Genomic DNA, 26163 nt, shown 5'->3' on the forward strand with positions numbered 1-26163 from the left:
AGCGAAACCACGAGCCTAATTAACCGATAGAGCGCACCACCTCCATCGCCTGCTCCACCCGTTCCACGGCGTGAATAGTCAGCCCCTCAATCGGCTTCTTCGGCGCATTCGCCTTGGGCACGATGGCCACGCTGAAGCCGAGCTTGGCGGCTTCTTTCAGGCGCTCCTGGCCGCGCGGCGCGGGGCGTACTTCGCCGGCCAGGCCGATCTCACCGAAAGCGATGAAGCCCTTGGGCAGTGGCTTGCCGCGCAGACTGGAGGTGATGGCCAGCAGCACGGCCAAGTCAGCCGCCGGTTCGTTGATGCGCACGCCGCCGACTGCGTTGACGAACACGTCCTGGTCCATGCAGGCCACGCCGGCGTGGCGGTGCAGCACGGCCAGCAGCATGGCCAAGCGGTCTTTGTCCAGGCCCACGCTCAATCGCCTGGGCGACGGGCCGCCGCTATCGACCAGCGCCTGGATTTCGACCAGCAGCGGGCGCGTGCCCTCCAGCGTCACCATCACGCAGCTGCCGGGCACCGGCTCGGCATGCTGGCTGAGGAAGATGGCGCTGGGGTTGCTCACGCCCTTCAGACCGCTCTCGGTCATGGCGAAGACGCCGATCTCGTTGACCGCGCCAAAGCGGTTCTTGATGGCACGCACCAGGCGGAAGCTACTGTGCGTATCGCCCTCGAAGTACAGCACCGTGTCCACCATGTGCTCCAGCACGCGCGGGCCGGCGAGAGCCCCCTCCTTGGTCACATGGCCGACCAGCACGATGGCCACGCCGCTGGACTTGGCCGCGCGCGTGAGGTGGGCCGCACATTCGCGCACCTGGGCCACCGAGCCGGGGGCGGAGGTGAGCTGGTCGGAATAGACCGTCTGGATGGAGTCGATCACCGCAATCGCCGGCTTGTGGGCCTGCAGGGTGTGCAAGATTTTCTCCAGCTGGATCTCGGCCAGCACCTGCACCTGGCTGTTGACGATGCCCAAGCGGCGCGAGCGCAGCGCCACCTGGGCGCCACTCTCTTCGCCGGTGACGTACAGCGTCTTTTGCCCCGCGCGTTGCAGGGCGTCCAGTGCCTGCAGCAGCAGCGTGGATTTACCGATGCCGGGGTCGCCGCCGATCAGCACCACGCCGCCCTCGACGATGCCGCCACCCAGCACGCGGTCCAGCTCGTCCAGGCCGGTGGGGGTGCGCGCGAAGTCGGTGGCGTCGATGTCGGCCAGGGTCATCACCTCGGCGGTTTTGGCCAGTGCGGCGAAGCGGTTGTTCTTGCTGGCGCCGGCCGGCTCGGCGATGGACTCGATCAGCGTGTTCCAGGCCTGGCAGTGCGGGCACTTGCCCAGCCATTTGGGCGTGGTGCCGCCGCACTCGTTGCAGGTGTAGATGGTTTTGTCTTTGGCCATGGCCGGGACTATAGCCGAATACTGTTCAAAAACACAGCACTCCTATTTTGATAGCTGCCTGCGCATGTAATACCTGCGCCAGCGGCCTATTTCCCTATGAGGTTTGCAACGCCCGCTGGTGGCGCAGTGTGCCCACCACCGCCAGGCTGCAGCCCAGCAGCGCAAACACCAGCACCGGCAGCACCAGGCCAACGCCGCCCAGGTTGGCGATGGCATAGGCAAACACCGGCGGGCCCAGGGTGGAACCCAGGTTGCCCATCTGGGCCACGGCGCCGGTGGCGCGGGCCTGCACCGCTGGCACCTGGCTCAGGCTCGGAACCAGCGCGAACGAGGCCCCACCCGACAAGCCCACCAGGTACACCAGCAGCAGGGCCACAGGCGCGATGGGCCAGCCCATGCCCAGGCAGCCGCCCAGGGCCAGCCCGGCCAGCGCCACGCCGGCAAACGCAGCACGCACCAGCCAGGCCGGCGCCAGCACCGACTGCGCCAGCCAGCCCGCCGAAAACGTGCCGGCAATGCTGACCATGGGCAGCACCACGGCCAGCCAGGGCCGGTCCGCCCCGGCCTGCTGCGGAATGAAGGTCAGCAGTGCAATCGCCGTGACGGTGTAGAAGAAGAAACAGCAGCCCGGCAGCGCCGTGGCCCACTGGCTGTAAATGCGCGCATGCAGCTGCGGCAGGTCGGCCAGGCGTGGCCAGGGCTGGGCCGCGCCGTCCGGCGGCAACATGCACAGCACGGCGACAAACATCACGGCCATGCCGATGGCGTGGGCCAGCAGCAGCCCACTCAGACCGAAGTGCGCCAGCACCCAGCTACCGCCGGCCGCCGTCAGCGCAAACGCTACGCCCACAAACGTGCTCCACAGCCCCATGGCAATAGCGCGGTGCTGTGGCGCGCTATGCTGCATGATCAGCGTGGGCGCGGCCACCACCACCGCCAGCTGCGACACGCCTTCCAGCAGCCGCGTCAGCCACAGCAGGGCAAATGGCGGTGCCAGGGCCTGCACACCGGCCAGGGCGGCGCCCAGTCCCATGCCCAACAGCAGCAGGCGCCGGTAGCCCAGTGCCGGTGCCACCAGGCCCACGGTGACGCCAAACACCAGGCCGACCATGCCCACGGTGGACAAGATCCAGCCCATGGCCGCTGGGGTGGCGCCATAGGCCGACTGCAGGGCCTGGAACGCAAACGACACCTTGGAAAACTGCATGGCCGCCAGCACGCCGCACAGCCAGAGCGTCATGACGCGCGGCCAGTGGGTCGTGGAGAGTGGGGCCTTGTGCAAAGAAAGAGTGCTTTTAAAAATATAGCTGCTTGCGCTTATGGAATCAGCAAGTACGGCCTATTTTATGCCCGGGCTTTAGACCACATCCGCACCACCAAGGCCGCCGTCGCCGCCAGCGCCGCCAGTCCGCACACGCCCTGCCATCCATACTGGCCCAGGGCCAGGCTGCCCAGCCAGGCGCCGCTGGCCATGCCGATGAACATGCTGCTCATCAGCACCGCGTTCAGACGGCTGCGGGCGGCGGGCTCCAGGCTGTAGATGATGGTTTGGTGCGCGATCAGGCTGGCTTGCACGCCCAGGTCAAACACCACCGCACCCACGGCAATCAGCCACAGCGGGCTGCTGCCGCCGGTTTCGCCCAGGGCCATGGCCAGGAAGGACGCCACCACCAGGGCCGCACCCAAACGCGTTACCACCTCGGGGCCCTTGCGGTCAGCCACCCGGCCGGCCAGGGGCGCGGCCAGGGCGCCGGCGGCGCCGGCCAGGCCGAAGGCACCGGCAGCGGCGCTGCCCAGATGGAAGGGAGCGGCATGCAGCATCACCGCCAGCGTGGACCAGAAGGCGCTAAAGGCCACGCTCAGCAGGCCCTGTGCCAGGGCAGCCCGGCGCAGCGGCGTGTACCGCTTCCACAAGGTGAACAGGCTGGCCATCAGCGCCATGTAGGACATCTGCGTAGTCGCCTTGAAGCGTGGCAAACCGCGCCACACAGCCACACCCAGCAGCGCAATGCTGGTAGCCGCCACCGCGAACATACCGCGCCAACCCGCATGCTCGGCCACAAAGCCGGACACCACGCGCGACAGCAAAATGCCCATCAACAACCCGGTCATCACCGTACCTACGGTTTTGCCACGGTGCGCCTCGGGCGCCAGCGTGGCGGCGGCGGGCACGATGTCTTGCGCCAGCGTGGCCGACAGGCCAATCACCAGGCTGGCGCCCAGCAGCACCTGGATGCTCGGCGCAGCGGCAGCCAGTAACAGAGCCAGGGTCAGCACCACCGCCTTGCCCAGGATGATGCGGCGCCGGTCGAAGCGGTCGCCCAGCGGCGCCAGCAGCAGCAGGCCCACGGCGTAGCCCAGCTGGGTCAGCGTGGGCACCAGGCCGATGGTGCCGGGGCTGGCGTTGAACTCGCTGGCCAGCACGCCCAGCATGGGCTGGCTGTAGTACAGCGCGGCAGCGGCCAGGCCGGCGGCAGCGGCCAGCAGCAACACCAGCGCGCCGGGCATGGCAGCTGGTTGGTTATGCGTTAAAACGGTGGAAGACATGGTGAAAACCCTTGCTTTTGCAGAATGCCGCAAGTGTCTTGGAAAGCGCCACGCCTGGGAACGCCCCCGCTGGGCAGAATTGTTATACGCTGTGCGTATGAAGACGACGCCTGACCGTATTGAGCTGATGCAAACCTTTGTGCGCATCGTGGAGGCCGGCAGCCTGTCTGCCGCCGCCGCGCAAATGGGCGCCACCCAGCCCACGGTGAGCCGCCGCTTGCAGGCGCTGGAACGCTCGCTGGGCATCAAGCTGCTGCAACGCTCTACCCACGCCATGCAGCTGACCGAAGACGGTGCGCGCTGCTTTGACCGCGCCAAGGAGCTGCTGGGCCGCTGGGAAGCCTTCGAGTCCGACCTGCGCGGCAGCCACGACCTGCCCGAGGGCACGCTGCGCGTGATGGCGCCGCACGCCTTTGGCCAGCAGCAGCTGATCGCGCCACTGGCCCGTTACCTGCGCCAGTACCCGCGCGTCGCAGTGGAATGGCTGCTGCACGACGGCACGCCCAACTTCATCTCCGACGGCATCGACTGCGCCATCCACGTCGGCACCGTAGAAGACCCGGCCGTGGTGGCGGTGAAGATGGCCGAGATCCCGCGCATCGTGGTGGCTGCACCGTCGCTGCTGGGCGACGCGCCGCCGCCCACGCACGCGTCCCAGCTGGGCGCCCTGCCCTGGCTGGCCCTGCGCACCTTCTACCGCAACGACATCACCCTGCAGCACAGCGACGGCGAGCAACTGCGCCTGCCGCTGCAGCCGCGCATCAGCACCGACAGCCTGTTTGCCCTGCGCAACGCCGCGTTGATGGGACTTGGCGTCTGCGTGGCATCCGCCTGGGCGGTGGCCGACGACGTCAAAGCCGGCCGCCTGCTGCACCTGCTGCCCGAATGGCACGCAGCCCCGCTGCCCATGTACCTGCTGTACCCCTACGCCCAGTTCTACCCGGCCAAGCTGCGCCGCTTTTCCGACATCGTGCGCGCTGATCTGCTGCAGGGGTTGGACCGCATGACTTAAAAATCATGCCTAGCCGACATCCCGCACATGGAGGAAGGCGCACACTGGCCGAACAGCGGGTGGTGGCGGCTGATTGACTGGCTGGTAATGCTGTACTGGTTGGAGCAACCCAGCAAAAGCTCAAGCCGGTATTGATGGCTTGAGCAGGGTATCTGCTCTATATTTGATAGCTTACAGCGCATATAAAAACTGCGCGGAAGCCATGTTTTGTATAAGCTTTTTCGAAACCCAAATAACTGGGTGACGTTGGGCAGGCTTCAGTGAACTGAATATGTGGCAGGCCTAGGTCAGCGGCTATCGGCCAGGAGCAGTGTTTCGGGTCATGAGGCAATTCCCGTCCCCTGCCGGTGAGGATTGTGCGGCTCCTATTTCAAACTAACTTTTTTTTGCAACGCCGCGTCAGTGGCCTGGGCGGTAATGGGTTTGCTGCCAGGAGAAGCTATTTTTTGTTCAGCCGGCGTAGGTTGTGAATCGAAGAAGTGTTCAGCATCGAGATATTCAGCGCCGTGGACTGCAAGAAAAATGCTAGCCAAAATGATGGCTACGCGGCGAATATTGCCGTTGAAACGGATCTGCTGATGCATCGGTAAAGGCCCTGAAAACCCTAGTTTGCAACCTATCAGCACGCGTTCTGAGCATGGCCACAGACCCGCAGCAAACACTGTTACAAGTTGTGGAATTCGTCACATATTCAAACCCACCCCTTCAGGTGAAGGTGGGGCATGTGCTTGTACAAGGAACAACGAAAGACTGCGTTGGGCCCGTTGCGGCCAAAAAGCAAAGGACTTAACCATGTCGTGCAGCGGCTTGGCCACGTCCTGCGAGTCCGTGCTCGCACGTAACCAGAGCCCAAAGTAGCTCTCTTTTTCATAGCTACTCGCGCAGGTAAAACCTGCGCCAGCGCCTCATTTGTTATAAATTCTCACACAAACTCACAGAGGTAAAATCCCGGTGAACAGGGCGCACACTGGTCGGCGTACCGGCCCGGCGGCACGTTGGAAGAGCAAGTCCACTTCTGACCAGCACCGATGCAAGCCACCCAACTGCTCCGCCCCACCGTGCTCGCCCTGGCCACCCTCGCGGTGGCGGGCTGCGTGGTGCAAGCCCCGCCCCAGCGGGTTTACGTCAGCCCGCCGCCGCCCGTGGCCTATGCACCGGCGCCCGCCCCCGCCGCCCCGGTGGTCAGCGTCTATGTGGAGCCGCCTCTGTACCAGCCCGCGCCCGTGGTGATTGCCTCGGCACCGCCGCCAATGCTGGTGGAGCCGCCGCCGCCCATGCCGTTTGCCGGCGCGGTGTGGATCGGCGGCTACTGGGCCTGGCAGGACCGCTGGGTCTGGGCCACCGGGCGCTGGGCACCACCGCCGCATCCCGAGTACCACTGGGTCCACCCCTATTACGAGAACCGTGACGGCGTGGTGGTCTTCATCACCGGCCACTGGTCGCCACCCGGCGTGGTGTTTGTGCCGCCGCCGCCCACGCTGAGCCTGAACGTGGCAATCAACATCGGCGGTAACGTGCCAGGGCCACGGCCACAGGGGCCATCCGGTGTGTTCGTACCCGCGCCACCCGGCTCACGTTTGGGCCTGATCATCCCGGCGCCGATAGGCACGCCACCGGCCGTGGTGGTGGGCGCGCCGCCGGTGACGCATGTGGGCATGCACATCCAGAACCAGGTGAACAGCAACAACACGGTGAACAACACGGTCAATAACGCGCAGCGCATCACCCATGTCACCAACATCACGAACGTGACCATCGTGGCCCCGGCCGGCGCCACCGCCAGCGGCCAGGCCTTCGAGTCCCATGTGCCGGCCCTGGCCCACCTGGCCGCCGCCCAGGCCCCGGCGGTCCGCATGCCAGCGCCGCCCCCTGCCGCCAAGCCCGCGCCACCGGTTTCCGCGGCTGAACGCCCGCCCGCCCAGCCGATGCCCGCCCATGCCGCCGCCAATCTACCAAACATAGAAGCCACGCCGCCGCAGCACTTCTTGCCCATGCCCGCCGCCCAGCCCCCAGCCAGCGCGGCACGGCCCGTCGAGGCCGAACGGCGCCCCATCGATATGCCCAGACCGGCAGAAGCCGTGAAGCCTGTGGCACCGCAGGCCGAGGCCGCGCAGGAGAAGGCACGCGCCCTGCAACAGCAACAAATGCAAAGGGCCGAGAAAGAGAGAGCTGCCCAGGATGCCGCACGCCACGCCGAAGGCCACCAACACGGCGCGGATGAAAAAGCCAGAGCCGCCAAGGAAAAAGATAAGGAAAAAAGAAAGCTAGAGGAAAGCGAAGCCAAACCCTAAGAAGGTGTTCAAAGAGTGCTGTGCATTCGGGCAACGCTGAACAAGTCCCTCGCGGTCTGCGCATCCCTCATATTCGGGTCGAAGAGGGCGGTGATTTTCAACTGTGGGCATTGCGCCTTCATCAGGCGGTAGTAGGTGATGGCCTCTGTGATATCCGGCCTGTTGCGCAGACTGATACGCCCGCTGGCCTTGATGGTTTTCGCTAACGAGGCTCCCATCTGAACATCGAGCTTGATGCTCTTATGCCTTATCGGAATGTCCCCGTCCCGGTCCGACCTGTCTGTTCTATCACACGCCTGGTCGCTTGCTCCATAAGGCCTGGACCCCACGTCGAGGGCGTTCTTCAGCGCGCCAGGCAGGGACCGGTTGTATTCAGGTGTCGCGAACAACACAGCGTCCACGGCACGAAGGCGCGCCCGAAAGGCACTCCAAGCCGCTGGCTCCGAATTTTAGAGGTCCGGGTTGTAAAGTGGGAGCTCGCCGATCGGCACCAGCTCCATTTTCACGGAGGCGGGAGCCAATGCCATCAAGGCTCTGGCGAACTGGAGGGTCAGCGAATCACGCCGCAGGCTACCGACGATAACGGCGATGTTGATTTCTGTGCTCATTGAAATGTGTCCAGGGTCGTTGCGGATCGCACGGTTCGGAATTTCAGTGCGAAGTCTGGCCGCCGTCGATGACGTAGGTTTGACCAGTCACGAAAGAAGCAGCGTCTGAGCACAGGTGCAGCACCGTTCCCGCGATTTCCTCAGGCTCGGCAGGCCGGCCGATCGGGCTGTTTTCCATCAGTTTCTGCTTGAAGGCGGGATCGGCCAGCCACCGTTGCGTCATGGGCGTGGCGACCAGCCCGGGGGCAACGGCATTGACCCGGATGTTGCGGGTTGCGTAGTCCAGCGCGGCGGCCTTGGTTAGCCCCACGACGCCGTGCTTGGCGGCGACATAGGGCGACATGCCCGCATCTGCCACCAGACCCGCAACAGATGCTGTGTTGACGATCGCCCCCCCGCCGTCCTTAAGCATTTGGCTGATCTCGTATTTAAGGCACAGGAACACGCCGCGAAGATCGACGGAAATGGTGCGGTCGAAATCCTCCAGCTTCATGTCCGCAAGGTCAGCGGTGTGGGGCAAGAGACCGGCATTGTTGAAGGCAATATCAAGACGGCCATACGCACTGACCGTCGCCTGGACTAGTGCCTCGACCGAGCTGGCCTGGCTGACATCGGTCTTCACGAATAGCGCTTCTCCACCTTCCTGGGTGATGAGTGAGGCGGTTTCGGCCGCTTTCTCGTCGAAGTCGCCAATCACGACCTTTGCGCCGTTTCGTCCAAAGGCGAGCGCGGTTGCTCGACCAATGCCGCTGCTCGCGCCAGTGACCAGGACAACTTTGCCTGCGAAAAATGAGGGGTTCAACATGTTTCAACCTTGATTTGTTAACGTAAAAAAATTTTGATGGCTCGGGCTTTCCCAGCCAGATACCCGTAATGGTTTTGAGCCCAAGTTCGGTCTTCGACAGCCCAAAGAGCCATCAAGGTGCGATGCCGACCTGCTTCATGAAGGCTAAGTTGTCCCAAAACAGCCACTCTTCGTCCATCACGCCGTCTTTCCAATGTCCAATGGTGGTCATGGACATCTTGAACGTCTTGCCGGTGGCAGGAATGCTTTTGCCGTCACCGATCGGCATGGGTTGGCTAAAAGTTCCCTCAAAGGTTCCCATCACCGCGGTCCAATCGCCGGACGCAATGCGGATGGGATGCTCCGTTACACGCGAGTCAGGGGCAAACACGAACTGGGCTTTCAATTCGTCGATGTGCGACGAAATGCCCTTGCTCACATGCCCGTCCGCGTAATGCACCGTGATGTCCTTCGAATGGCTCTTTTGAAGCTCATCCCACTTTTGGCCGCTGTAGACATTGAAATCTAGATCATCGAAGTTTGCCAAGTGGGCCGTCTCCATTTGTCGCGATTTCATGACGTTGGCCAACTGCTGTTTCATGGCGTCCACCTCCGACGAAGATTGTGCAAAGGCGGTGGAAGCCGCAAACCATGCGGAGCCCAAAATCAGGGAAGAAACGAGAGTTTTCATGGTCAATACCTTGGAAAAGAATAAGAAATGCTTCAAGCCGAAGCGGAGACACGCGATTCGCCAAATTGGTACGATGCCATCGCCACGCTCATTGCGTGATCCACAAAAACACGGTGGCCTACGTCCTGACCGGCAGCACCTGCCACCACCATCAGTGGCAGAAGATGGTCTTCCTGTGGGTGTGCCAAGCGTGCACCCTGCGCTTGCTCCCACTGGACGAGCATGTCGCTGCGCTTTGCGGCATCGGGCTGGCCAATAGCGGCGTTGAGATACGCCTCAAATGCCTCGGCAACCGGTGTCGACGCGCTGCGGCCGAAGCCGCGCATGCTGTGGTACGTTAAGCCACTGCCCATGATCAATACACCGTCGTCGCGCAAGCTGCTGATGGCTTCGCCCACGCGAATATGGTCAACCGCGGAGTAGTCACTCCTGAGAGACAAAAGAACGATCGGCACATCGGCATCGGGATACATCAGACTCAGCGGCACGAAAGTACCGTGGTCAAAACCTCGGCCCGCATCGCCGGCACATTCGAATCCGGCTTTGGCCAGCAGTTGCTGTATCTGCCCTGCTAGTGCCGGCGATCCAGGTGCCGGGTATTGCAAGCGGTAGGTGTGTTCCGGAAAGCCGAAATAGTCGTAGTCAATGGGTGGACGCTCAGACGTCGATACCGAGAACCGTGCTGCCTCCCAGTGGCCGGTGATTATCAGTACCGCCTTGGGTTTGGCGGGTAGGCGCGACGGCAATGCCGCAAATTCTCGGGCGGTCTTCGCGAACATCTGTTTCATGCCGTCCACCCAGGGCCAAGGGCCGCCACCGTGGGAAAGGAAGTAGACGGGCATGCGTGCTGCGCCGGTAGTTTCAGTCATTTTTTGCCCGAATCAGTCAGGTTGTTGTTCCTGACTTTAAGAGCGGTGGCCTTCGAGAAAAATAGGGCGCACATCCATGCGTTATTGACGCAACGTCAATAATCAACCCCCACCACGCCTTAGCGTGATTGGGCACGTGCTGTAGCTTGGGCCATATTGGCCCGCACATGCGCAATCAGGTGCTCCAGAAAAACACGTCCCCTTGCGGGCAGAAATTTGCGATTGGGATATGCCGCCACGAGGCTGAGACGGTTGGTGATCCAAGGCGCAACCACTCTGTGCAATTGTTGGTTGTTGACAAATGGGGCCGCAATATCCTCTCCTTGGCTGCTGATGCTTCCCCCATCCAGCGTTGCACGCAACAATGTGTCGGTATGGTCTGCGATGAGGACCACAGGGGTTTCGACCAGTACGTCCGGGGTGCCAGTTTCGGGGCTCATCAGTTTTAATGGATCCATCCGTCCACTCGCCAAGCGTAAGCGCAGCATGCGGTGTGCACCCAAGTCGCTCGGCAGCCTGGGTTCGCCAAATTTCTTCAAATAGGCTGGCGCGGCATAGAGCACTGCGTGGCTCTTGGTTACTTCCCGCACCACGATGTCCGCGGGCAGCGGTGCAGAGCCACTGAGGGCGGTCTGCGGTTTGCGCCTTGCATCCCATCCCGATCCAGGGCACGCAGCCTCGCGGGGACTTATTCAGATGGCATGGGCGCCTCCCTCCTGCCGCTACTTGCACTGCGCCCTGGGTAGTGCCAGATTGGAGATCCCATCGTCAACATCGAAACGCAGACCATCATGGAACGTACCGTCATTGCCGTCGACATTGCCAAGAAGGTGTTTCAGCTGCACTGGGTCGAGATGGACACCGGGTGCATTGAGAGGTTGCAGTTGAAGCGCGCCAAGCTGCTCGAATGGTTTGCCAATCGCACTGCTTCGCTTATCGTGATGGAAGCTTGCGGCGGCGCACACGACTGGGGCCGAGCCTTGATGGCACTGGGCCACGAGGTACAGCTCATCTCCCCGGGCAAGGTACGCCCGTTCGTTCAGCGCAACAAGACCGACGCTGCGCACGCTCAAGTGATCTGGACCGCATGCCGTCAGCCGGGAATGCGCTTCGTGCCCGTCAAGAGCGAGGCCCAGCAGATAGTGCTATCGCTGCACCGGATGCGCTCACAGCTCATGAAGACTCGCATCATGCAAACCAACGCACTCAGAGGGTTGCTCTACGAGTTCGGCATCGTGTTGCCGGAAGGTCATGCGGCGCTGCTTAAGGCCTTTCCTGACGCCATGTGCGACGCAAAGACACGGCTGCCAGCGATGTTCATGGACAGCCTGGACGAGCAGCTCAGGCGAGTCCAGCAACTGCAGGCAGACATTGGCCTCATTGAGCGCAGGCTGTCTTTGCAATTGCGGGAAATGCCAGCCTGCAAGGCGGTCGCCGAAATTCCCGGTGTGGGCCTTCTGACGGCCACGGCAATCGTCGCCAGCATGGGAACCCCATCGACGTTCAAGGACGCACGGGAGTTTGCCGCATGGGTCGGATTGGTTCCGCGCCAGACTGGCACGGGTGGACGGGTGAGGCAGCTCGGCATCAGCAAGCGTGGCGATGCCTACTTGCGCACGCTCCTCATGCACGGCGCGCGAGCCGTCGTCGTTAGATCCAAGGATGGTCCGACATGGCCATGGCTGACGGCTTTGTTGCAACGTCGGCCGTACAGCGTGGCGGTCGCAGCCGTAGCGAACAAGTTGGCGCGAACGATCTGGGCCGTACTGGCACGCGGACAGGCTTGGAGGCCTGAAGCGTGGCAGGCCGCGCGTTAAAGATGAAACTTACGAAACAACCAGTTTGAAGGAGAGCAAGCGACCACGCGTGTGATGGGACAGACAGGTCGGACCGGGACGGGGACATTCCGATAAGGCGCAAGAGCATCAAGCTCGATGTTCAGATGGGAACCCCGTTAGCGAAAACCATCAGGGCCTGCAGGCGTATCAGCCTGCGCAACAGGCCGGATATAAGACTGCCGCCCTGCCTCCTGAACCTTCACACACACGAGTTCTTGCAATCCGGGAGGCGCCCATATAAGCGTCGCCTTAGGTAGCTGCTACCGCAGATATTGCGTGCGCTACGTCTTGGATTGCTGGCAAGAAAACGCTATCAAAACAGCAGCGCACCGGGTCGTCAAAGAGAACCTTGCTGTGTGCTGTCTTCTTACTTAATTCTTTTATTTAAAAGATAGTAGTAGTAGTAAGCACAGCGCCTTTGTGTGGATAAGGCCATTTTCTCCAGCGCTACCGGGTACTTAGCCAGCGTGAACAGGTGTGCGTGACCTTGCTTGGCATCTGCTACCGCTACAGGGATAAGTTGGGCGCCTCTGCAATTGCTGGGGATAAGTAGGACCTTATGGGGAAAGTATCCACACAGTTATGCCAGCCCCGGTGACAGAACCTATCTGCAGAAAGATTTTGCTATTGAATATATAGCTGCTAGTGCAGGCCTTACCTGCGCCAGAGCCCTATTTTCTTTAAAAACTACAGGGGCCGCACAGGTAGGCAAATCTGGCAGGAGAACACACCTGTCGCGGGGTCGTAGTAGCTGCCTACCGGGTAGTGCTCGAAGTAGGGCCGTGCGTCGCCTTGCATGCCGCTGGCGGGCAGCCAGTCGCGCAGCATCTCACTCCACGCCAGGCCGATCTGCACACCCGTGCCGCGAAACGCGCCCAAGGCGTAGCGCCCGCCAGGCAGTTGCGCCGCGCTGACCGGGCTGCGGGCCACAAAGTCTTCGGGCACCTGCACGCAGGCGTCGTAGCGGCACTGTTCTGGCGGGGTGATGTGGGGGTCGTCGCGGCCGATGCCGTAGCAGGCCGCGCCGTCCAGCCCCTGGGCGCTGCGCCAGGGCATGAACTGCTCGGCCCAGAAGCGGCTGATGGTGGCACCGTAAGGGCCGATGTGGCGCATGTAGGCGACGCGGACAGGGGGCAAGGTGGCGATGCTGACTTCCATAAATGGCTCCGAGTGGTTGAGGCTTCGATGGTTGCTGGAACCAGCCCGGGCCGCCTGATCGCTATTGCTCTGGGCCTGATCCAGATTGCGGTCTTGCTGGCGGCGCACCTGGGCCAGCTCGTCCGCCCAGCGCTGCGGCGTGGCGGCGCGCCAGGCGCTGGGTGTGCAGCCAAAGCGCAGCTTGAAGGCCCGCGCGAACGCCTCGCCCGAGCCAAAGCCCACGGCCAGCGCGATCTGCAGCACCGGCGCCTGCGGCAGGCGGGCCAGTTGCAGCGCGCCCACCTCCAGCCGGCGCCGGCGCAGGTAGTCGCCCAGGGTCTCGCCCATCCACGCGGCAAACACGCGGTGGAAATGGAAGGCCGAGAAGTGCGCCACGTCGGCCAAGCCCGCCAGGTCCAGCGGGGTATCGAGGTGCCGGTCGATATGGTCCAGCACCCGGTTCATGCGCTGGGCGTACTCCACGGCATGGCTGTGCGGCAAGGTGGGTGAGTCCATGGTGGCGCAGTGTAGCGCCACTGGTTTGCTACCAAAAAAGTAGCTACCAGCGCAGATACTATCTGCGCTAGAGGCGGTTTTTATGTGTAGACAGAGATGGTGTAGGCCTGCGTCTGCCCTGGTGTTTCCCCTGTGTGCCAGGAGGCACCAGCAGGTTTCAATCTTTGCTACATTCAAAGCGCTTTGAAACTTGTTCTGACCACCGGAATACGCCCGCCCATGCTGTCCCTCGCCCACCAAACCCAGCTCGCCCAGCAACACGTCACGGCCCAGCTGGCCGCCCGCCCCGAAGCCAAGTCCGCACGCAAGTCCTGGAAGGCCTTCGCCACGCGGCTAGACGCGCACTTTCCCACCCTGCTGGCCGAGCTGGCGCCGCTGTATGGGGCGCGGGCGGACTTTCTGGATTTCCTGGTCGATCTGCTGGCCAAGAGCTTCGACGCCTGGCTGGCGCGCCCGGTCGATCTGCAGGCGCTGGACGTGCAGCGCGAGAAGAATCCGCGCTGGTTCCAGTCGCAAAAGATGCTGGGCGGCGTGTGCTACGTGGACCTGTACGCGGGCAATCTGAAGGGGCTGCTGAAGCAGATTCCGTACTTTAAGGAACTGGGCCTGACCTATCTGCACCTGATGCCGCTGTTCAAATGCCCGGCGGGCAATAGCGACGGCGGCTACGCGGTCAGCAGCTACCGCGAGGTGAACCCCGCCCTGGGTAGCATGGCCGACCTGCAGGCACTGGCCGCTGCGCTGCGCGCCGAGGGCATTAGCCTGGTGCTGGACTTCATCTTCAACCACACCTCGGACGAGCACGACTGGGCCCGCGCCTGCGTGGCCGGCGACCCGCAGTACGCCGATTTCTACTACCTGTTTCCCGACCGCACGCTGCCTGACGCGTATGACAAAACCGTGCGCGAGATATTCCCCGACCAGCACCCCGGCGCGTTCTCGCAGCTGCCCGATGGCCGCTGGGTCTGGACCACCTTCAACAGCTTCCAGTGGGACCTGAACTACAGCAACCCGGCCGTGTTCACCGCCATGGCCGGCGAGATGCTAGCCATCGCCAACCTGGGCACCGAGATTTTGCGCATGGACGCGGTGGCCTTTGTGTGGAAGCGCCTGGGCACGGTGTGCGAGAACCTGCCCGAGGCGCACACGGTGATCCGCGCCTTCAGCGCGCTGGTGCGCATAGCCGCGCCCAGCATGCTGTTCAAGAGCGAGGCCATCGTGCATCCGGACGACGTGGTCAAGTACATCTCGCCCCAGGAATGCCAGCTCTCGTACAACCCTCTGCAAATGGCCTTGCTGTGGAACAGCCTGGCCACGCGCGAGGTGAATTTGCTACAGCAGGCGCTGGAGCAGCGCCATAACCTGGACCCCGACACCAGCTGGGTCAACTATGTGCGCAGCCACGACGACATAGGCTGGACCTTTGCCGACGAGGACGCCATCCAGCTGGGCATCCAGGGCTTTCCGCACCGGCAGTTTTTGAACCGCTTTTATGTGAACCGCTTCGAGGGCAGCTTCGCCCGTGGCGTGCCGTTCCAGGACAACCCCGCCACTGGCGACTGCCGCATCAGCGGCACCTGCGCCTCACTGGCCGGCATCGAGCAGGGCGACCCGCTGGCCCCGGCGCGCATTCTGCTGCTGCACAGTGTGGCACTCAGCACCGGCGGCATACCGCTGATTTACCTGGGCGATGAAGTGGGCACGCCCAACGACCCCAGCTATTTGAGCGACCCGGCCAAGGCCAGCGATAGCCGCTGGGTGCACCGCCCGGCCCGCGCCGCCAGCCTATACGCGCAGCGGACCAAAAAGAACAGCGTGCCCGGCCAGATCTACCAGGGCCTGCGCCGCATGGTGGAGGTGCGCCAGTCGCTAGAGGTGTTTGCCGGCGGCCACCTCACCGGCTTTCGCGCCGGCAACCCCAGCGTGCTGGGCTATATGCGCGGCGCGCCAGGGGCGCATGTGCTGGTGCTGGCCAACTTCAGCGAGCAAGCGCAGCAGTGCCCGGCCGTCGTCTTCAGCGCCCAGCCCGAAAGCGCGGTGGACTTGCTGACGAACGAAGCGCATGCGCTGCGGGGTGGACTTTCCCTTGCGCCTTACCAGGTGCTTTGGCTGGATTGCAAAGCGGCGAAAAGTTAGTCGAACGTTTAGGTGGAGTTGACTCGAACTCGCCCGAATCCATGTGCAACGCGCAAGGGTTTCTGCCAGCGAAAAATCAATATTTCATAAACCACAAACCGCCTGCAACACTGCAAGAAACTTGGCTGCTTGTGCGTCCATCGAGTATTTTTCTATTACGGATGCTCGCGCCGCTTGCCCCATTTCAAGGCGGCGATCTGGATCGCGTAATGCTTTAAAACAAATCTGCCAATCCTGCGCCGAGCGCGCAAAAAATCCGTTCACACCGTGTTCTATGATTGGTTCATAAGATGGTATCGGCGTAGCAATCACAGGTAGGCCCATTGCCATTTTCATGGTTAGTCGGTTTTCCGACTTGACCTTCCAGCTTGGCGGCAAGTTAGAGCCTTGTGCCGCTGGGTAGGTATCGATCGGAATGATGCCTATGTCAGCTTTCTGCATTTCACAATACACAAGGTCGGGATGCCATGGAATACATGAAATACGCCGATCCGTCAGAAAACGAAAATAAGCCAGACGCGCTGAAGGTTGTTGCTGAAGCCATTCACGGTACAGCTCACGCCAGCGCTGAAGGCCGCTCGCATACCGCCCCACGATGCGCACCCTCAACCATGCGGGCACTTGATCTAATACCGGCACACTTCTAAGAGCAGAGGAGGTCACCAGCACGGCTTGTAGCGGTCTTCCTTGTGCGTTGGCATCAACACCAGCAAAACGCTTGCATGCATGAGGCCTTTCAATACCGTCATGCACCGAATAAATGCGGTCTTGTAGCGTAGAAGGATATAGTGACTTCAGATAGTCTGTGACTACGACAGTTGCATCTGTCGCTGTGGCCATGGGTATATCGACCAGATCACACACCAAATAAACCGTTCGGATCCCGGCCGTTCGCAGATGCTGCGCCAATGCCTCCGCTCCAGCCCCCCTTACTTTCTGAAATACCACGATCTCACACCGGGCCGCCACAGCACGCTCCACCACGCCGGTAATATCTGGCGTTTCGCTTGGAATAGATGGTTCAAAAAGAATATGGGTTTGCCACGCTGCTGATCGCAAATACGACAACATATTCAGCACGGCGATCCGTGTACTCGGAATTGGATCTTGGACACTGGAACACAGAACAAATCCAACACATCGGGAAGTCATCTCGCTATTTTTGCGGAAAGACATATCTGATAACCAAGAAACTCACGCACAGGCCGCCACCGTTGGAGAGACATGGGTAGTCGGTTGAGCAGACGATTCATGCGGCCACCGCCACGATCACCCCAGCGCAGAACTGCGCTGTGTGCGTTGTTTTCCAATCCACAATCTTCAAGCAATTGCAATGCATCTGCATAAGTAAACCAGCGTAGATGTGTTCTATCGAAAATTCCACGGTCCCTTTGAGGGAAATGTCCCTTAAAAAAGATGGCGCTCATTGCGGAAAGGTGTCTGATGTTCGGAAGGCTAATTACGAAACAGCCCTGCGGTTGCAAGTGCTGTACGGCTTGCCGCAAGCAGCTTAGAGGATCAATCAAATGCTCTAGAACATCCGCAAAAATAATACAGTCAAAGCGACGATCGCCAAACGCCAATCGCCAATCAAGTAAATTGAGGTCCGCATGGACCACATATTCAAGATGCTTTGCAGCTTCTTGCGCAAAAACTGCGTCAAACTCTATGCCGGATACTCTGCGCTCAGGCTGAGCTTGCTGTAAAAAACGTCCGAGTGCACCATTGCTGCAGCCAACATCCAGAATACGGCGCGCCTCCGCCGGTACCATGTCACACACATCAGGCCGCGACGTGGTATATGCGGCATCTCGCTGACTTGATATAGCAGACAATTACGACTCCTAGGTTGGCATAGCGAATTTCGGATGCACTTTAGCAACCAATAAACACTCACAAATTTGCGAGCACACGTTTTAGATATTTTCATTAGAACCTTTTTTAATGCCACGAAAATACCTAAAAACCACTTATTCCTAACGCTTGAATTTCCCCCACATCGCAGCCCACTCTTCATGCAACGGGTGTTTGAAGAACATAACACCCGAGAATAATCCCGCCAAAGAGCCAAAGCCTCCCAGCGTAAGCGGGAGCAACGATGCCTTCGGATAGGGCCCATATAGTAGAACCGTTAGCAAAGGCGCTATGGATGCACACAGAGTTACCAGCGCACTCGAGCGCAATGCAGGAAGCAACTTGTACACAGAAAAGCCAAGGTGAAGTGAAGTAATGCGTAGCGTGTAGCCCGCACTGACGGCGGAACTGAATATCACAGCAATACTGAGGGCAAGCAATCCCTGTGATGCCCCCAACGCCACAAGTGCAACTGTCTGCAATGCATTCACCACTGTCAGACGGGCAATTTTTTCCACTGCGCCAGATGACAGCAAGGCGACATTGCATAAAGCAGCTGGTACGCTAAAAGCCATAGCCACCGCCAAATACCGTGCCAAATCCACAGAAGCATCCCATTGGGTGCCATACAAAACACGTACGATAGGGTGGGCCAAGCAAACTATTAACACGCAAAACGACCAACCCAGCGCAGACACATAGGCCGTGGCTTTCAAGAACGGCGCCACGAAATCGCCCACCTCACGCGATTGTTTAGCAAACCAGGGCAGACATACCGAGCCTACGGCATCCGTAATGAGCCGGTTAAACATCTGGACTAAACCGTTCGAACGCGAATACAAACCTGCTGCCGTCAGGTCTTGAAGTTTGCCAAGCAATAGTTCGGGTGAACCACCAGACACCATCCCGATGACGGAGCTAGCAGTGAGTTTGGAGCCGAACGACAAGACCCGTTTGACCTCACCCAAGCCCGGCATCCAAGGAAAAAACTTAGGCCGAAAATAGGAAGCCATCAGCGCATTGGCCAGAGTAGCAGTCAAAGAACCAAACGCTAGGCTAATGGCACCATGGCCGAGCCACGCAAGCCCAACAGATACCAAGGCACCGCAAACAGCCGAAGTAAACCGCATCAAGGCCACGTTCTCGAAGCGCATCTCTCGCATCAGCCAGGCATAGGTCAGGGAGCCAAATGGATTGATAGCGTAGTTCAACGCGATCACCAGCATGATGTCCCGCATGCGCGGCTCTTTGTAGAACAAGGCCACCGGATAGCTGGCCAGCAGCACCAGGCAGGCCAGCCCGACGCCCAATCCCAACTGAACCGCCCAGACGGCGCGGATGCGTTCGATGGTGAGGTCGCGCTCCTGCACCAGATACTGGCCGGCGCCCATGTCGCGCACCGATGCGACCAGCATCAGCAAGACCATGGTGACGGAGAACACCCCAATCTCGGCCGGCGTCAGCAGCCGGGCAATGACCATGGACGAGCCCACTGAAATGGCCAGACTCGCATAGCGGTCCAGGAACGAAAAAAACAGCGATTTACGGGTGGACATAGTGCTCGTTGCGGACTGAACGGTCAGCGTCGCCAGGCCAGCGAGGCTTCGCGTTGGCTGGTAGACGGCTGCGGATAGGCTACGCTTCCGCCTGTTTTAAAGTATCGCACAGCCACCTCCGAGCCTAGCCCATGTCCTTGACCGCCTATCTCCACACCCAACCCCAGCTCGCCGACGGCGTATTCATCCATGCCTCGGCCCAGGTCATCGGCGATGTGCATATCGGCAACGACAGCTCGGTGTGGTGCAACACCGTGCTGCGGGGCGATGTGAACCGCATACGCATTGGCCACAGCAGCAATATCCAGGACCTGAGCATGGGCCATGTGTCGCACAAGAGCGCCAGCAAGCCCGAGGGCTCGCCGCTGCTGATCGGCAACTACGTAACCATTGGGCATTCGGTGATCCTGCACGGCTGCAGCATTGGCGATGAGTGCCTGATCGGCATGGGCAGCATCATCATGGACGATGTGGTGGTACCGGCGCGCACCATGGTCGGCGCCGGCAGTCTGATAGGCCCGGGCAAGGTGCTGGAAAGCGGCTACCTGTATATGGGCCGGCCGGCCACCAAGGTTCGGGCGCTCACCCCCGAAGAAATCGCCTACCTGCGCTATTCGGCCGAGCACTATGTGCGGGTGAAAGACAATTTCCTCGCCAGCGAAGCCCAAATATAAAAATAGCCTCCAGCGCAATGAGCGCCTGCGCTGCCAGCTATCAAAATAAGAGTAACTCGACTTACTCCACCACCACCGGCACGCGCTGGGCCAGCGCACACATCAGCTCGTAACCCACGGTGCCCGCCTTTTGCGCCACCTCGTCGATCGGCAATACCGCCCCATTCGCAGCCCGGCCCCAGAGGGTGACGGGTGTACCGATATGGGCCTGGGGCGTGGGGGTCAGGTCTACCGCCAGCATGTCCATGCTGACGCGGCCCAGGGTGCGGCTGCGCACACCGTCCACCAGCACCGGGGTACCGGTGGGGCAGATGCGCGGGTAGCCGTCGGCATAGCCGCAGGCCACGATGCCGATACGCATGGCCTGCTCGGCCACAAAGTTGGAGCCATAACCCACGGTAGCGCCCGGCTGTAGATCTTGGGTAGCTATGATTTTTGCAGTGAGCGTCATGGCCGGCTGCAGACCCCAATCGGCCGAGGTATAGGCTGGGAAGTCGGGCGCGCTGCCGTAGATGGCGATGCCGGGGCGCACCCAGTCGCCCGCCACCTGGGCCGCCAGCGTGGGCTGCTGCAGCGGCGCACCGGGGGTGTGGCGCAGGGTGGCGGCGCTGTTGGCCACGCTGCGTTCGCCAGGCAAGTCGGCCGTGACGGCGTTGAACACCGCCATGGCTTCGGCAATGCCGCGCGGGCCGTCGGCGTCGCTGAAATGGGTGATCAGCGAGATCTCGTCCACCTGGGGCAGCAGGTTCAGGCGGGTCCAGGCCGAGCGGTAGCGCTCGGGCGTGAAGCCCAGGCGGTTCATGCCGCTGTTCATCTTCAGGAACACGCGGTGCGGCACATTGGTTTTATGGATGGCCAGCATGTCGATCTGGGCATCGCAGTGGACGGTGTGCCACAGGTCCAGGCGCGAACACAGCTCCAGGTCGCGCTGTTCGAACACGCCTTCCAGCAGCAGCACCGGGCCGCGCCAGCCCAGAGCTCGCACGCGTTCGGCCTCGTTCAGGTCCAGCAGCGCAAAGCCGTCAGCGCCGCGCAGGCCCTCAAAAACACGCTCGATGCCGTGGCCGTAGGCATTCGCCTTGACGACCGCCCAGACCCGGGCATCACCCGCAGCGGCGCGGGCACGCGCCAGGTTATGGCGCAAAGAGTCGGTATGGATGGTGGCCTGGATGGGACGCGGCATGGGGGGTTCCGGTAGGGCAGACAAATAGGGTTGCTGGACTTTGACTATTTCGCCCCAAGCTGCAGAGTCAGAACGCTCACACCAAGGGACCCCGTGGAACCGGCTTTGCCGGGCCACAAGGGTTCGCCCCCTGTAGGGGGTTGGCGAAAGCGACACGCAGTGCGCGAAGCCTGGGGGGAATGGTTATTCCGGGATTTTGGCATTCCAGCGCGTGATATAACCCGCTGTCTTTGGAGACTTGTCTTAAATCAACCTGCATCAGCACAACTGATGCCGCCACAAGCATTTAATGAAGCGCGGTTTCTTTACCCTCATGTCGGCGCAGTTCTGCTCGTCACTGGCCGACCAGGCGCTTTTTGTGGCGTCGATTGCGATGATCCGAGGTGCCGGAGGTGCCCCCTGGCAACAGGCCGCCTTGGTACCCATGTTTGCGCTGTTTTATGTGATCCTGGCCCCCTGGCTGGGCGCGCTGGCCGACGCCTTCCCCAAAGGCAAGGTGATGCTGGCCAGCAATTCCATCAAGATGGTGGGCTGCCTGATGATGCTGTTTGGCATCCACCCGCTGCTGGCCACGGCCGTGGTGGGACTGGGTGCGGCGGCCTATTCGCCGGCCAAGTACGGCATCCTGACCGAGATGCTGCCGGCCTCGCAGCTGGTGCAAGCCAATGGCTGGATCGAGGGCCTGACGATTGCCTCCATCATTCTGGGCGTGCTGTTTGGCGGCCAACTGGTGGGGCCGGCGGTATCGGCCAAGCTGTTGGCGCTGGACTTCCCTTTCATTGACACCGGCATCAGCACCCCGCCGCAAGCCGCCGTGAGCGTACTGATCGCCGTATACGCGCTGGCCGCCTGGTTCAACACCCGCATCCCCGATACCGGGGTGGAAATGCGCCCCATGCCAAGCAATGTGCTGGCCCTGCTGCCCGACTTCTGGCGCTGCAACTCCCGCCTCTGGACCGACAAGCTGGGCCAGATCACCCTGGCCACCACCACACTGTTCTGGGGTGTTAGCGGCAATTTGAAGTACATCGTGCTGGCCTGGAGCGCCACCGCCCTGGGCTACAGCATCACCCAATCAACCAGCCTGCTGGGCGTGGTGGCCATAGGCACCGCAGCCGGCGCCGTGGCAGCGTCCATGCGCATGCGGCTGGACACGGCCACCAAGGTGATCCCGCTGGGCCTGCTAATGGGCCTGCTGGTGATCTTGATGAACTTCATCCACAACGTCTGGCTGGCCGTGCCTTTCCTGGTGGTGCTGGGTGGCCTGGGCGGCTTCATGGTGGTGCCGATGAACGCGCTGCTGCAACACCGGGGCCACAACCTGATGGGTGCGGGCCGTTCGATCGCGGTGCAAAACTTCAACGAGCAGCTGTGCATCCTGGCCCTGGGCGCGTTCTACAGCGTGTCCACTGGCCTGGGCCTGTCTTCCTTCGGCGCCATCACCGCCTTTGGCCTGGTGGTGGCCGGCTTCATGTGGCTGATCAAGCGCTGGCACGCCAACAACTGCATCAAGTACAAGGACGAGGTTGACCATCTGCTGATGCTGGCCCGTACCGACAACACACACTAGCCTCCCGCGCCCGCCCCTGCGGCTGGGCGTACCCTCTCGCATGCCTGCCGCCCTGCTCCCCGTTCTCGCGCTGGTGCTCAACGCCTTTATCTGGGGCGTGTCCTGGTGGCCGTTCCGCCAGCTGCAGCAGCTGGGCCTGCATCCACTGTGGTCCACCTCGCTGCTTTACGCCGTAGCCTTGCTGGGTCTGCTGCTGGCCCGCCCTGCCGCCTCGCGCGGCATGCTGCGCCAACCTGGCCTGTGGCTGCTGCTACTGGCTACCGGCCTGAGCAACGCGGCATTCAACTGGGCGGTGGCGATTGGCGATGTGGTGCGCGTGGTGCTGCTGTTTTATCTGATGCCCGGCTGGGCCGTGCTACTGGGTTGGCTGGTGCTGGGCGAGCGGCCCACACGCGCCGCGCTGCTGCGCCTGGTGCTGGCACTGGTCGGCGTGCTGGTGGTGCTGTGGCCAGCTGGCGGCTTGGGGGCGCTGGCCGGCCAGGGATTTTCAGCGGCCGATGCGCTGGCCTTGCTGGGTGGCTTCAGCTTTGCGCTGACCAATGTGCAGCTGCGCCGCCTGCAGCATGTGCCCGGCACCGCGCGCATGGGCGCCATGTTTGCTGGCGGCGTACTGATACCCGCGCTGGCGGCCTCCTTGGGCGCGCAGTTTGGCTTGGTGCCCGTTATTCCCCCGCTGCAGCTAGATTGGGCCAGCGCTATCGCGGTCATGGGGCTGTTGTTCTTCTTCGGCAATATGGGGCTGCAATACGGCGCGGCACGCATGTCGTCGGCCAACAGCTCCATCGTGATGCTGACCGAGATCGTGTTCGCCAGCGTATCGTCGGTGGCACTGGGTGCAGCCACCCTGTCGCTGCGCACCCTCGCGGGTGCGGCGTTGATACTGTTGGCGTCTGTGTTGGCAGCGCGTAGCGAATAAGCAAGCACTGGCGAAGTCTGCTTAAATGAATGGAATGACTACCTCCTCGCCCACCACGATTTACGACTTCAGCGCCACAGACATTGCCGGCCAACCGGTCGCCCTGTCGCAGTTCAAAGGCCAGGTTTTGCTGGTCGTCAACACCGCCAGCGCCTGTGGCTTCACGCCCCAGTTCGCCGGACTGGAAGAGCTGCACAAGCGCTACGGCGCGAAGGGCCTGGCGGTGCTGGGCTTTCCGTGCAACCAGTTTGGCGCGCAAGACAAAGGCAGCAACGACGAGATCGCCAGCTTCTGCCAGCTGAACTACGGCGTCAGCTTCCCCATGATGGCCAAGATCGAGGTCAACGGCGCGGGTGCCGACCCGCTCTACAAATGGCTCACCGCCGAAGCCCCCGGCCTGCTGGGCACCAAGGCCATCAAGTGGAACTTCACCAAGTTTCTGGTCGGCAAAGACGGCCAGGTGCTCAAGCGCTACGCCCCTACCGACACGCCCAAGAGCCTGGACAAAGACATCGAGGCGGCGCTGGGCATTTAAGGTACCTTCGTAAAAAGGAAGTCCTGTTTTGCAACATTAAAAATACGGGGTTCAGGGTCTATGCAATGCCTGATTTGAAGAACCGCCGCGCCGTGGGTACTACACCCTTGGGTGATGCCGACATCTCGCGCGTTGTCGAGATGGCATGGGAGGACCGCACCGCATTTGAGGCGATCGAGGCCCAGTTCGGGCTGGATGAGTCCGCTGTCATCGCCTTGATGCGCAGGCATATGAAACCTTCCTCCTTTCGGATGTGGCGACAACGCGTGGCCGGGCGGCGCACGAAGCATGCCGTATTGCGCGGCGCCGCTTTTTTGCGCCACCGCGCCACAAACTCTCGGTCGTGATCTCCATTGCAGCCGGTGCTGGCTACCGCCGGGCGTTATGGGGTCGTGTCTTGATACCCTGACGCAAGCGGCGCATTGGCTGTTGCGTTACAACAGGCATCCAGCATGTTCTGGCATACCTGAAGCTTTTGCCTATGTCCGCCGCTCCACAAAATTGCCCCGACCTTCACAACACACCGGACGCGAACTGCGGCACATTGACCGTGATGTTTGACGGTGCCTGCCCTTTGTGCCAGCGGGAAATCGGCCTGTACCAGTCGCTTGCGCCACTGCAGCCTGTGGCATGGTTGGATGTCAGTAGTGACAACGCGGGCTTGGTTGCGGCTGAACAGGCCCGCTACATGGCCCGCTTTCACGTTCGCCTGCAAGACGGCCAAGTACTCAGTGGCGCTGCTGCCTTTGTCGCGCTGTGGCTGGCCATGCCAGGCTGGCGCTGGGTGGGTCGCGTGGGTCGGCTGCCCGGCGTCACTGCGCTGCTGGAACTGGCCTACTGTGGCTTTTTGCGACTCAGGCCTCGCCTGCAACGCTGGGCGCGAAGTGCAGAGCAAACCCCGTGCAAATAAGCCAGCGGCGGAGGTTTTTGACGGTGCCCGATGCCATCGCGGCAGACAAACATGCCCAGCATCCCAAGTCCAACTGAACGAGGCTTGCTCCGCATAGAACCAAGCCAAATCGGCCTCTGGCGCATATTCCGCCTGCGCAAGCAGCTATTTATTCAATAGCATTTGGACTTCTACCTGACGGCCGGAATGCGGGACAATCCATGCTCCCTTTTGTGCGGAGCCCCGTGTGAACTTCCAAGCCATCCTCGACGACATCGTTGCTGCCGTGCGGCCCCAGCTCGGCGCGCAAGGCACGGTGGCCAGCTACATCCCGGCGCTGGCCCGCGTCTCGCCGCAGCAATTTGGCATTGCCCTGCGCACCTGCGATGGGCTGGAGGCGGCCAGCGGCGACTACGCCACGCCGTTCTCCATCCAGAGCATGTCCAAGCTGTTTTCGCTGACCATGGCGATGCAGCACCTGGGCGACGCGCTGTGGCAGCGCATAGGTCGCGAGCCCTCGGGCAACCCGTTCAACTCGCTGGTGCAACTGGAAAACGAGCAAGGCAAGCCGCGCAACCCCTTCATCAATGCCGGCGCCATCGCCGTGGCCGACCGGCTGCTGTCGCACGGCAACGGCGTAGGCAACGTGCTGGAACTGTTGTCCGAGCTGTGCAACGAGCCGGTGCACCTGGACCCCGAGGTGGCCCGGTCTGAGGCCCAGACCGGCTTTCGCAACCACGCACTGGCCAACTTCATGAAAAGCTTTGGCAAGCTCGACAACCCAGTGGCCGCCGTGCTGGACCTGTACTTCCACCAGTGCGCCATCCGCATGAGCTGCCAGCAAATGGCCCGCGCCGCCGGCTACCTGTGCCGCGACGGCCGCCACCCCTACCGTGCGGACCAAACCGTTGTCAGCGCCAGCCAGACACGCCGCGTCAACGCCCTGATGCTGACCTGCGGCACCTACGACGCCGCCGGCGAATTCGCCTTCCGCATCGGCCTGCCCTGCAAGAGCGGCGTAGGCGGCGGCATCGTCGCCGTGGTGCCCGACCAGCTCAGCCTGTGCGTCTGGTCCCCCGCGCTGGACGCCAGCGGCAATTCGCTGCTGGGCATGCAGGCGTTGGAGCTGTTTGTGGGGCGGACGGGGTTGTCTATTTTTTAGGCGCT

Annotated in this window: 24 protein-coding genes and 1 pseudogene; 11 read left to right on the top strand and 14 right to left on the bottom strand. The window is 61.8% G+C overall.

The window, feature by feature from the left end; all coding sequences use genetic code 11:
* Positions 1-19: 19 nt before the first annotated feature.
* The 3 genes from radA to AC4BBN_RS08860 form a co-directional block, all read right to left on the bottom strand.
* Positions 20-1390, bottom strand: coding sequence for a DNA repair protein RadA (gene radA, locus AC4BBN_RS08850; RefSeq protein ID WP_490591618.1), 1371 nt, complete (start codon positions 1388-1390; stop codon positions 20-22).
* Between the two features lie 94 nt (positions 1391-1484).
* On the bottom strand, positions 1485-2672 hold the full coding sequence (locus tag AC4BBN_RS08855) for an MFS transporter (protein WP_490591619.1): 1188 nt from the start codon (positions 2670-2672) through the stop codon (positions 1485-1487).
* 62 nt (positions 2673-2734) lie between these two features.
* The gene (locus tag AC4BBN_RS08860) at positions 2735-3937 is read right to left on the bottom strand and encodes an MFS transporter (RefSeq protein WP_490591620.1); all 1203 of its coding nucleotides are present in this window, start codon (positions 3935-3937) and stop codon (positions 2735-2737) included.
* A 97-nt stretch (positions 3938-4034) separates the two neighbouring features.
* On the opposite strand from AC4BBN_RS08860, the gene AC4BBN_RS08865 reads away from it, so the two are divergent.
* A complete protein-coding gene (locus AC4BBN_RS08865; RefSeq protein ID WP_490591621.1) occupies positions 4035-4949 on the top strand; it encodes a LysR family transcriptional regulator in 915 nt (304 codons plus the stop codon).
* Positions 4950-5314: 365 nt separating this feature from the next.
* Here AC4BBN_RS08865 and AC4BBN_RS08870 read toward each other — a convergent pair whose 3' ends face one another.
* Positions 5315-5533, bottom strand: a complete 219-nt coding sequence (locus tag AC4BBN_RS08870) for a hypothetical protein (RefSeq protein ID WP_490591622.1) — start codon at positions 5531-5533, stop codon at positions 5315-5317.
* 444 nt (positions 5534-5977) lie between these two features.
* Between AC4BBN_RS08870 and AC4BBN_RS08875 the strand changes: the two genes are divergently transcribed.
* A complete protein-coding gene (locus AC4BBN_RS08875) occupies positions 5978-7240 on the top strand; it encodes a YXWGXW repeat-containing protein (protein WP_490591623.1) in 1263 nt (420 codons plus the stop codon).
* A 302-nt stretch (positions 7241-7542) separates the two neighbouring features.
* Here AC4BBN_RS08875 and AC4BBN_RS08880 read toward each other — a convergent pair.
* The 5 genes and pseudogenes from AC4BBN_RS08880 to AC4BBN_RS08900 all read right to left on the bottom strand — a co-directional run.
* Positions 7543-7848, bottom strand: a pseudogene (locus tag AC4BBN_RS08880) (NADPH-dependent FMN reductase); the annotation flags it as partial.
* Between the two features lie 43 nt (positions 7849-7891).
* Positions 7892-8653 (bottom strand): glucose 1-dehydrogenase, encoded by a 762-nt coding sequence (locus tag AC4BBN_RS08885; protein ID WP_490591624.1) that lies wholly within the window; start codon positions 8651-8653, stop codon positions 7892-7894.
* Positions 8654-8765: 112 nt separating this feature from the next.
* The gene (locus tag AC4BBN_RS08890) at positions 8766-9323 is read right to left on the bottom strand and encodes an ester cyclase (protein ID WP_490591625.1); all 558 of its coding nucleotides are present in this window, start codon (positions 9321-9323) and stop codon (positions 8766-8768) included.
* Positions 9324-9355: 32 nt separating this feature from the next.
* The gene (locus tag AC4BBN_RS08895) at positions 9356-10192 is read right to left on the bottom strand and encodes a DODA-type extradiol aromatic ring-opening family dioxygenase (protein ID WP_490591626.1); all 837 of its coding nucleotides are present in this window, start codon (positions 10190-10192) and stop codon (positions 9356-9358) included.
* A gap of 119 nt (positions 10193-10311) precedes the next feature.
* Complete coding sequence (locus tag AC4BBN_RS08900; protein WP_490592843.1) at positions 10312-10884, bottom strand: LysR substrate-binding domain-containing protein; 573 nt, start codon at positions 10882-10884, stop codon at positions 10312-10314.
* A gap of 99 nt (positions 10885-10983) precedes the next feature.
* Between AC4BBN_RS08900 and AC4BBN_RS08905 the strand changes: the two genes are divergently transcribed.
* Positions 10984-12009, top strand: a complete 1026-nt coding sequence (locus tag AC4BBN_RS08905; RefSeq protein WP_490591627.1) for an IS110 family RNA-guided transposase — start codon at positions 10984-10986, stop codon at positions 12007-12009.
* A 708-nt stretch (positions 12010-12717) separates the two neighbouring features.
* Here AC4BBN_RS08905 and AC4BBN_RS08910 read toward each other — a convergent pair.
* Entirely contained in the window at positions 12718-13683 is a 966-nt protein-coding gene (locus tag AC4BBN_RS08910) for an AraC family transcriptional regulator (protein WP_490591628.1), read from the bottom strand.
* A gap of 183 nt (positions 13684-13866) precedes the next feature.
* Between AC4BBN_RS08910 and AC4BBN_RS08915 the strand changes: the two genes are divergently transcribed.
* Positions 13867-15819 carry an alpha-amylase family glycosyl hydrolase gene (locus AC4BBN_RS08915; RefSeq protein ID WP_490591629.1) on the top strand — a complete coding sequence of 651 codons (1953 nt, stop codon included), beginning with the start codon at positions 13867-13869 and terminating at the stop codon, positions 15817-15819.
* A gap of 84 nt (positions 15820-15903) precedes the next feature.
* Here the strand turns inward: AC4BBN_RS08915 and AC4BBN_RS08920 are convergent, their stop codons facing one another.
* The 3 genes from AC4BBN_RS08920 to AC4BBN_RS08930 all read right to left on the bottom strand — a co-directional run bounded on the left by AC4BBN_RS08920 (position 15904) and on the right by AC4BBN_RS08930 (position 19229).
* A complete protein-coding gene (locus AC4BBN_RS08920; RefSeq protein ID WP_490591630.1) occupies positions 15904-16995 on the bottom strand; it encodes a glycosyltransferase in 1092 nt (363 codons plus the stop codon).
* The gene (locus tag AC4BBN_RS08925; protein WP_490591631.1) at positions 16968-17654 is read right to left on the bottom strand and encodes a class I SAM-dependent methyltransferase; all 687 of its coding nucleotides are present in this window, start codon (positions 17652-17654) and stop codon (positions 16968-16970) included. Before AC4BBN_RS08925 ends, AC4BBN_RS08920 begins: the two co-directional genes overlap by 28 nt.
* A gap of 141 nt (positions 17655-17795) precedes the next feature.
* Positions 17796-19229 carry a lipopolysaccharide biosynthesis protein gene (locus AC4BBN_RS08930; protein ID WP_490591632.1) on the bottom strand — a complete coding sequence of 478 codons (1434 nt, stop codon included), beginning with the start codon at positions 19227-19229 and terminating at the stop codon, positions 17796-17798.
* 131 nt (positions 19230-19360) lie between these two features.
* Between AC4BBN_RS08930 and AC4BBN_RS08935 the strand changes: the two genes are divergently transcribed.
* Positions 19361-19903: a gamma carbonic anhydrase family protein gene (locus tag AC4BBN_RS08935; protein WP_490591633.1), complete on the top strand. Its 543-nt coding sequence runs from the start codon at positions 19361-19363 to the stop codon at positions 19901-19903.
* 61 nt (positions 19904-19964) lie between these two features.
* Here the strand turns inward: AC4BBN_RS08935 and alr are convergent, their stop codons facing one another.
* Positions 19965-21086 carry an alanine racemase gene (gene alr, locus AC4BBN_RS08940; protein WP_490591634.1) on the bottom strand — a complete coding sequence of 374 codons (1122 nt, stop codon included), beginning with the start codon at positions 21084-21086 and terminating at the stop codon, positions 19965-19967.
* Between the two features lie 289 nt (positions 21087-21375).
* Here alr and lplT point away from each other — a divergent pair, with 289 nt between their 5' ends.
* From lplT to AC4BBN_RS08970, 6 genes are all read left to right on the top strand, one after another.
* Positions 21376-22656: a lysophospholipid transporter LplT gene (gene lplT, locus AC4BBN_RS08945; protein ID WP_490591635.1), complete on the top strand. Its 1281-nt coding sequence runs from the start codon at positions 21376-21378 to the stop codon at positions 22654-22656.
* A gap of 40 nt (positions 22657-22696) precedes the next feature.
* Complete coding sequence (locus AC4BBN_RS08950; RefSeq protein ID WP_490591636.1) at positions 22697-23572, top strand: EamA family transporter; 876 nt, start codon at positions 22697-22699, stop codon at positions 23570-23572.
* Between the two features lie 34 nt (positions 23573-23606).
* Entirely contained in the window at positions 23607-24107 is a 501-nt protein-coding gene (locus tag AC4BBN_RS08955) for a glutathione peroxidase (RefSeq protein ID WP_490591637.1), read from the top strand.
* Positions 24108-24172: 65 nt separating this feature from the next.
* Positions 24173-24454, top strand: a complete 282-nt coding sequence (locus AC4BBN_RS08960) for a TIGR03643 family protein (protein ID WP_490591638.1) — start codon at positions 24173-24175, stop codon at positions 24452-24454.
* Positions 24455-24588: 134 nt separating this feature from the next.
* Positions 24589-25017 carry a thiol-disulfide oxidoreductase DCC family protein gene (locus AC4BBN_RS08965; RefSeq protein WP_490591639.1) on the top strand — a complete coding sequence of 143 codons (429 nt, stop codon included), beginning with the start codon at positions 24589-24591 and terminating at the stop codon, positions 25015-25017.
* A 226-nt stretch (positions 25018-25243) separates the two neighbouring features.
* Positions 25244-26158 (top strand): glutaminase, encoded by a 915-nt coding sequence (locus AC4BBN_RS08970; RefSeq protein ID WP_490591640.1) that lies wholly within the window; start codon positions 25244-25246, stop codon positions 26156-26158.
* Positions 26159-26163 lie beyond the last annotated feature (5 nt).

The sequence above is a fragment of the Rhodoferax sp. SPJ21 genome (genome assembly GCF_058216335.1).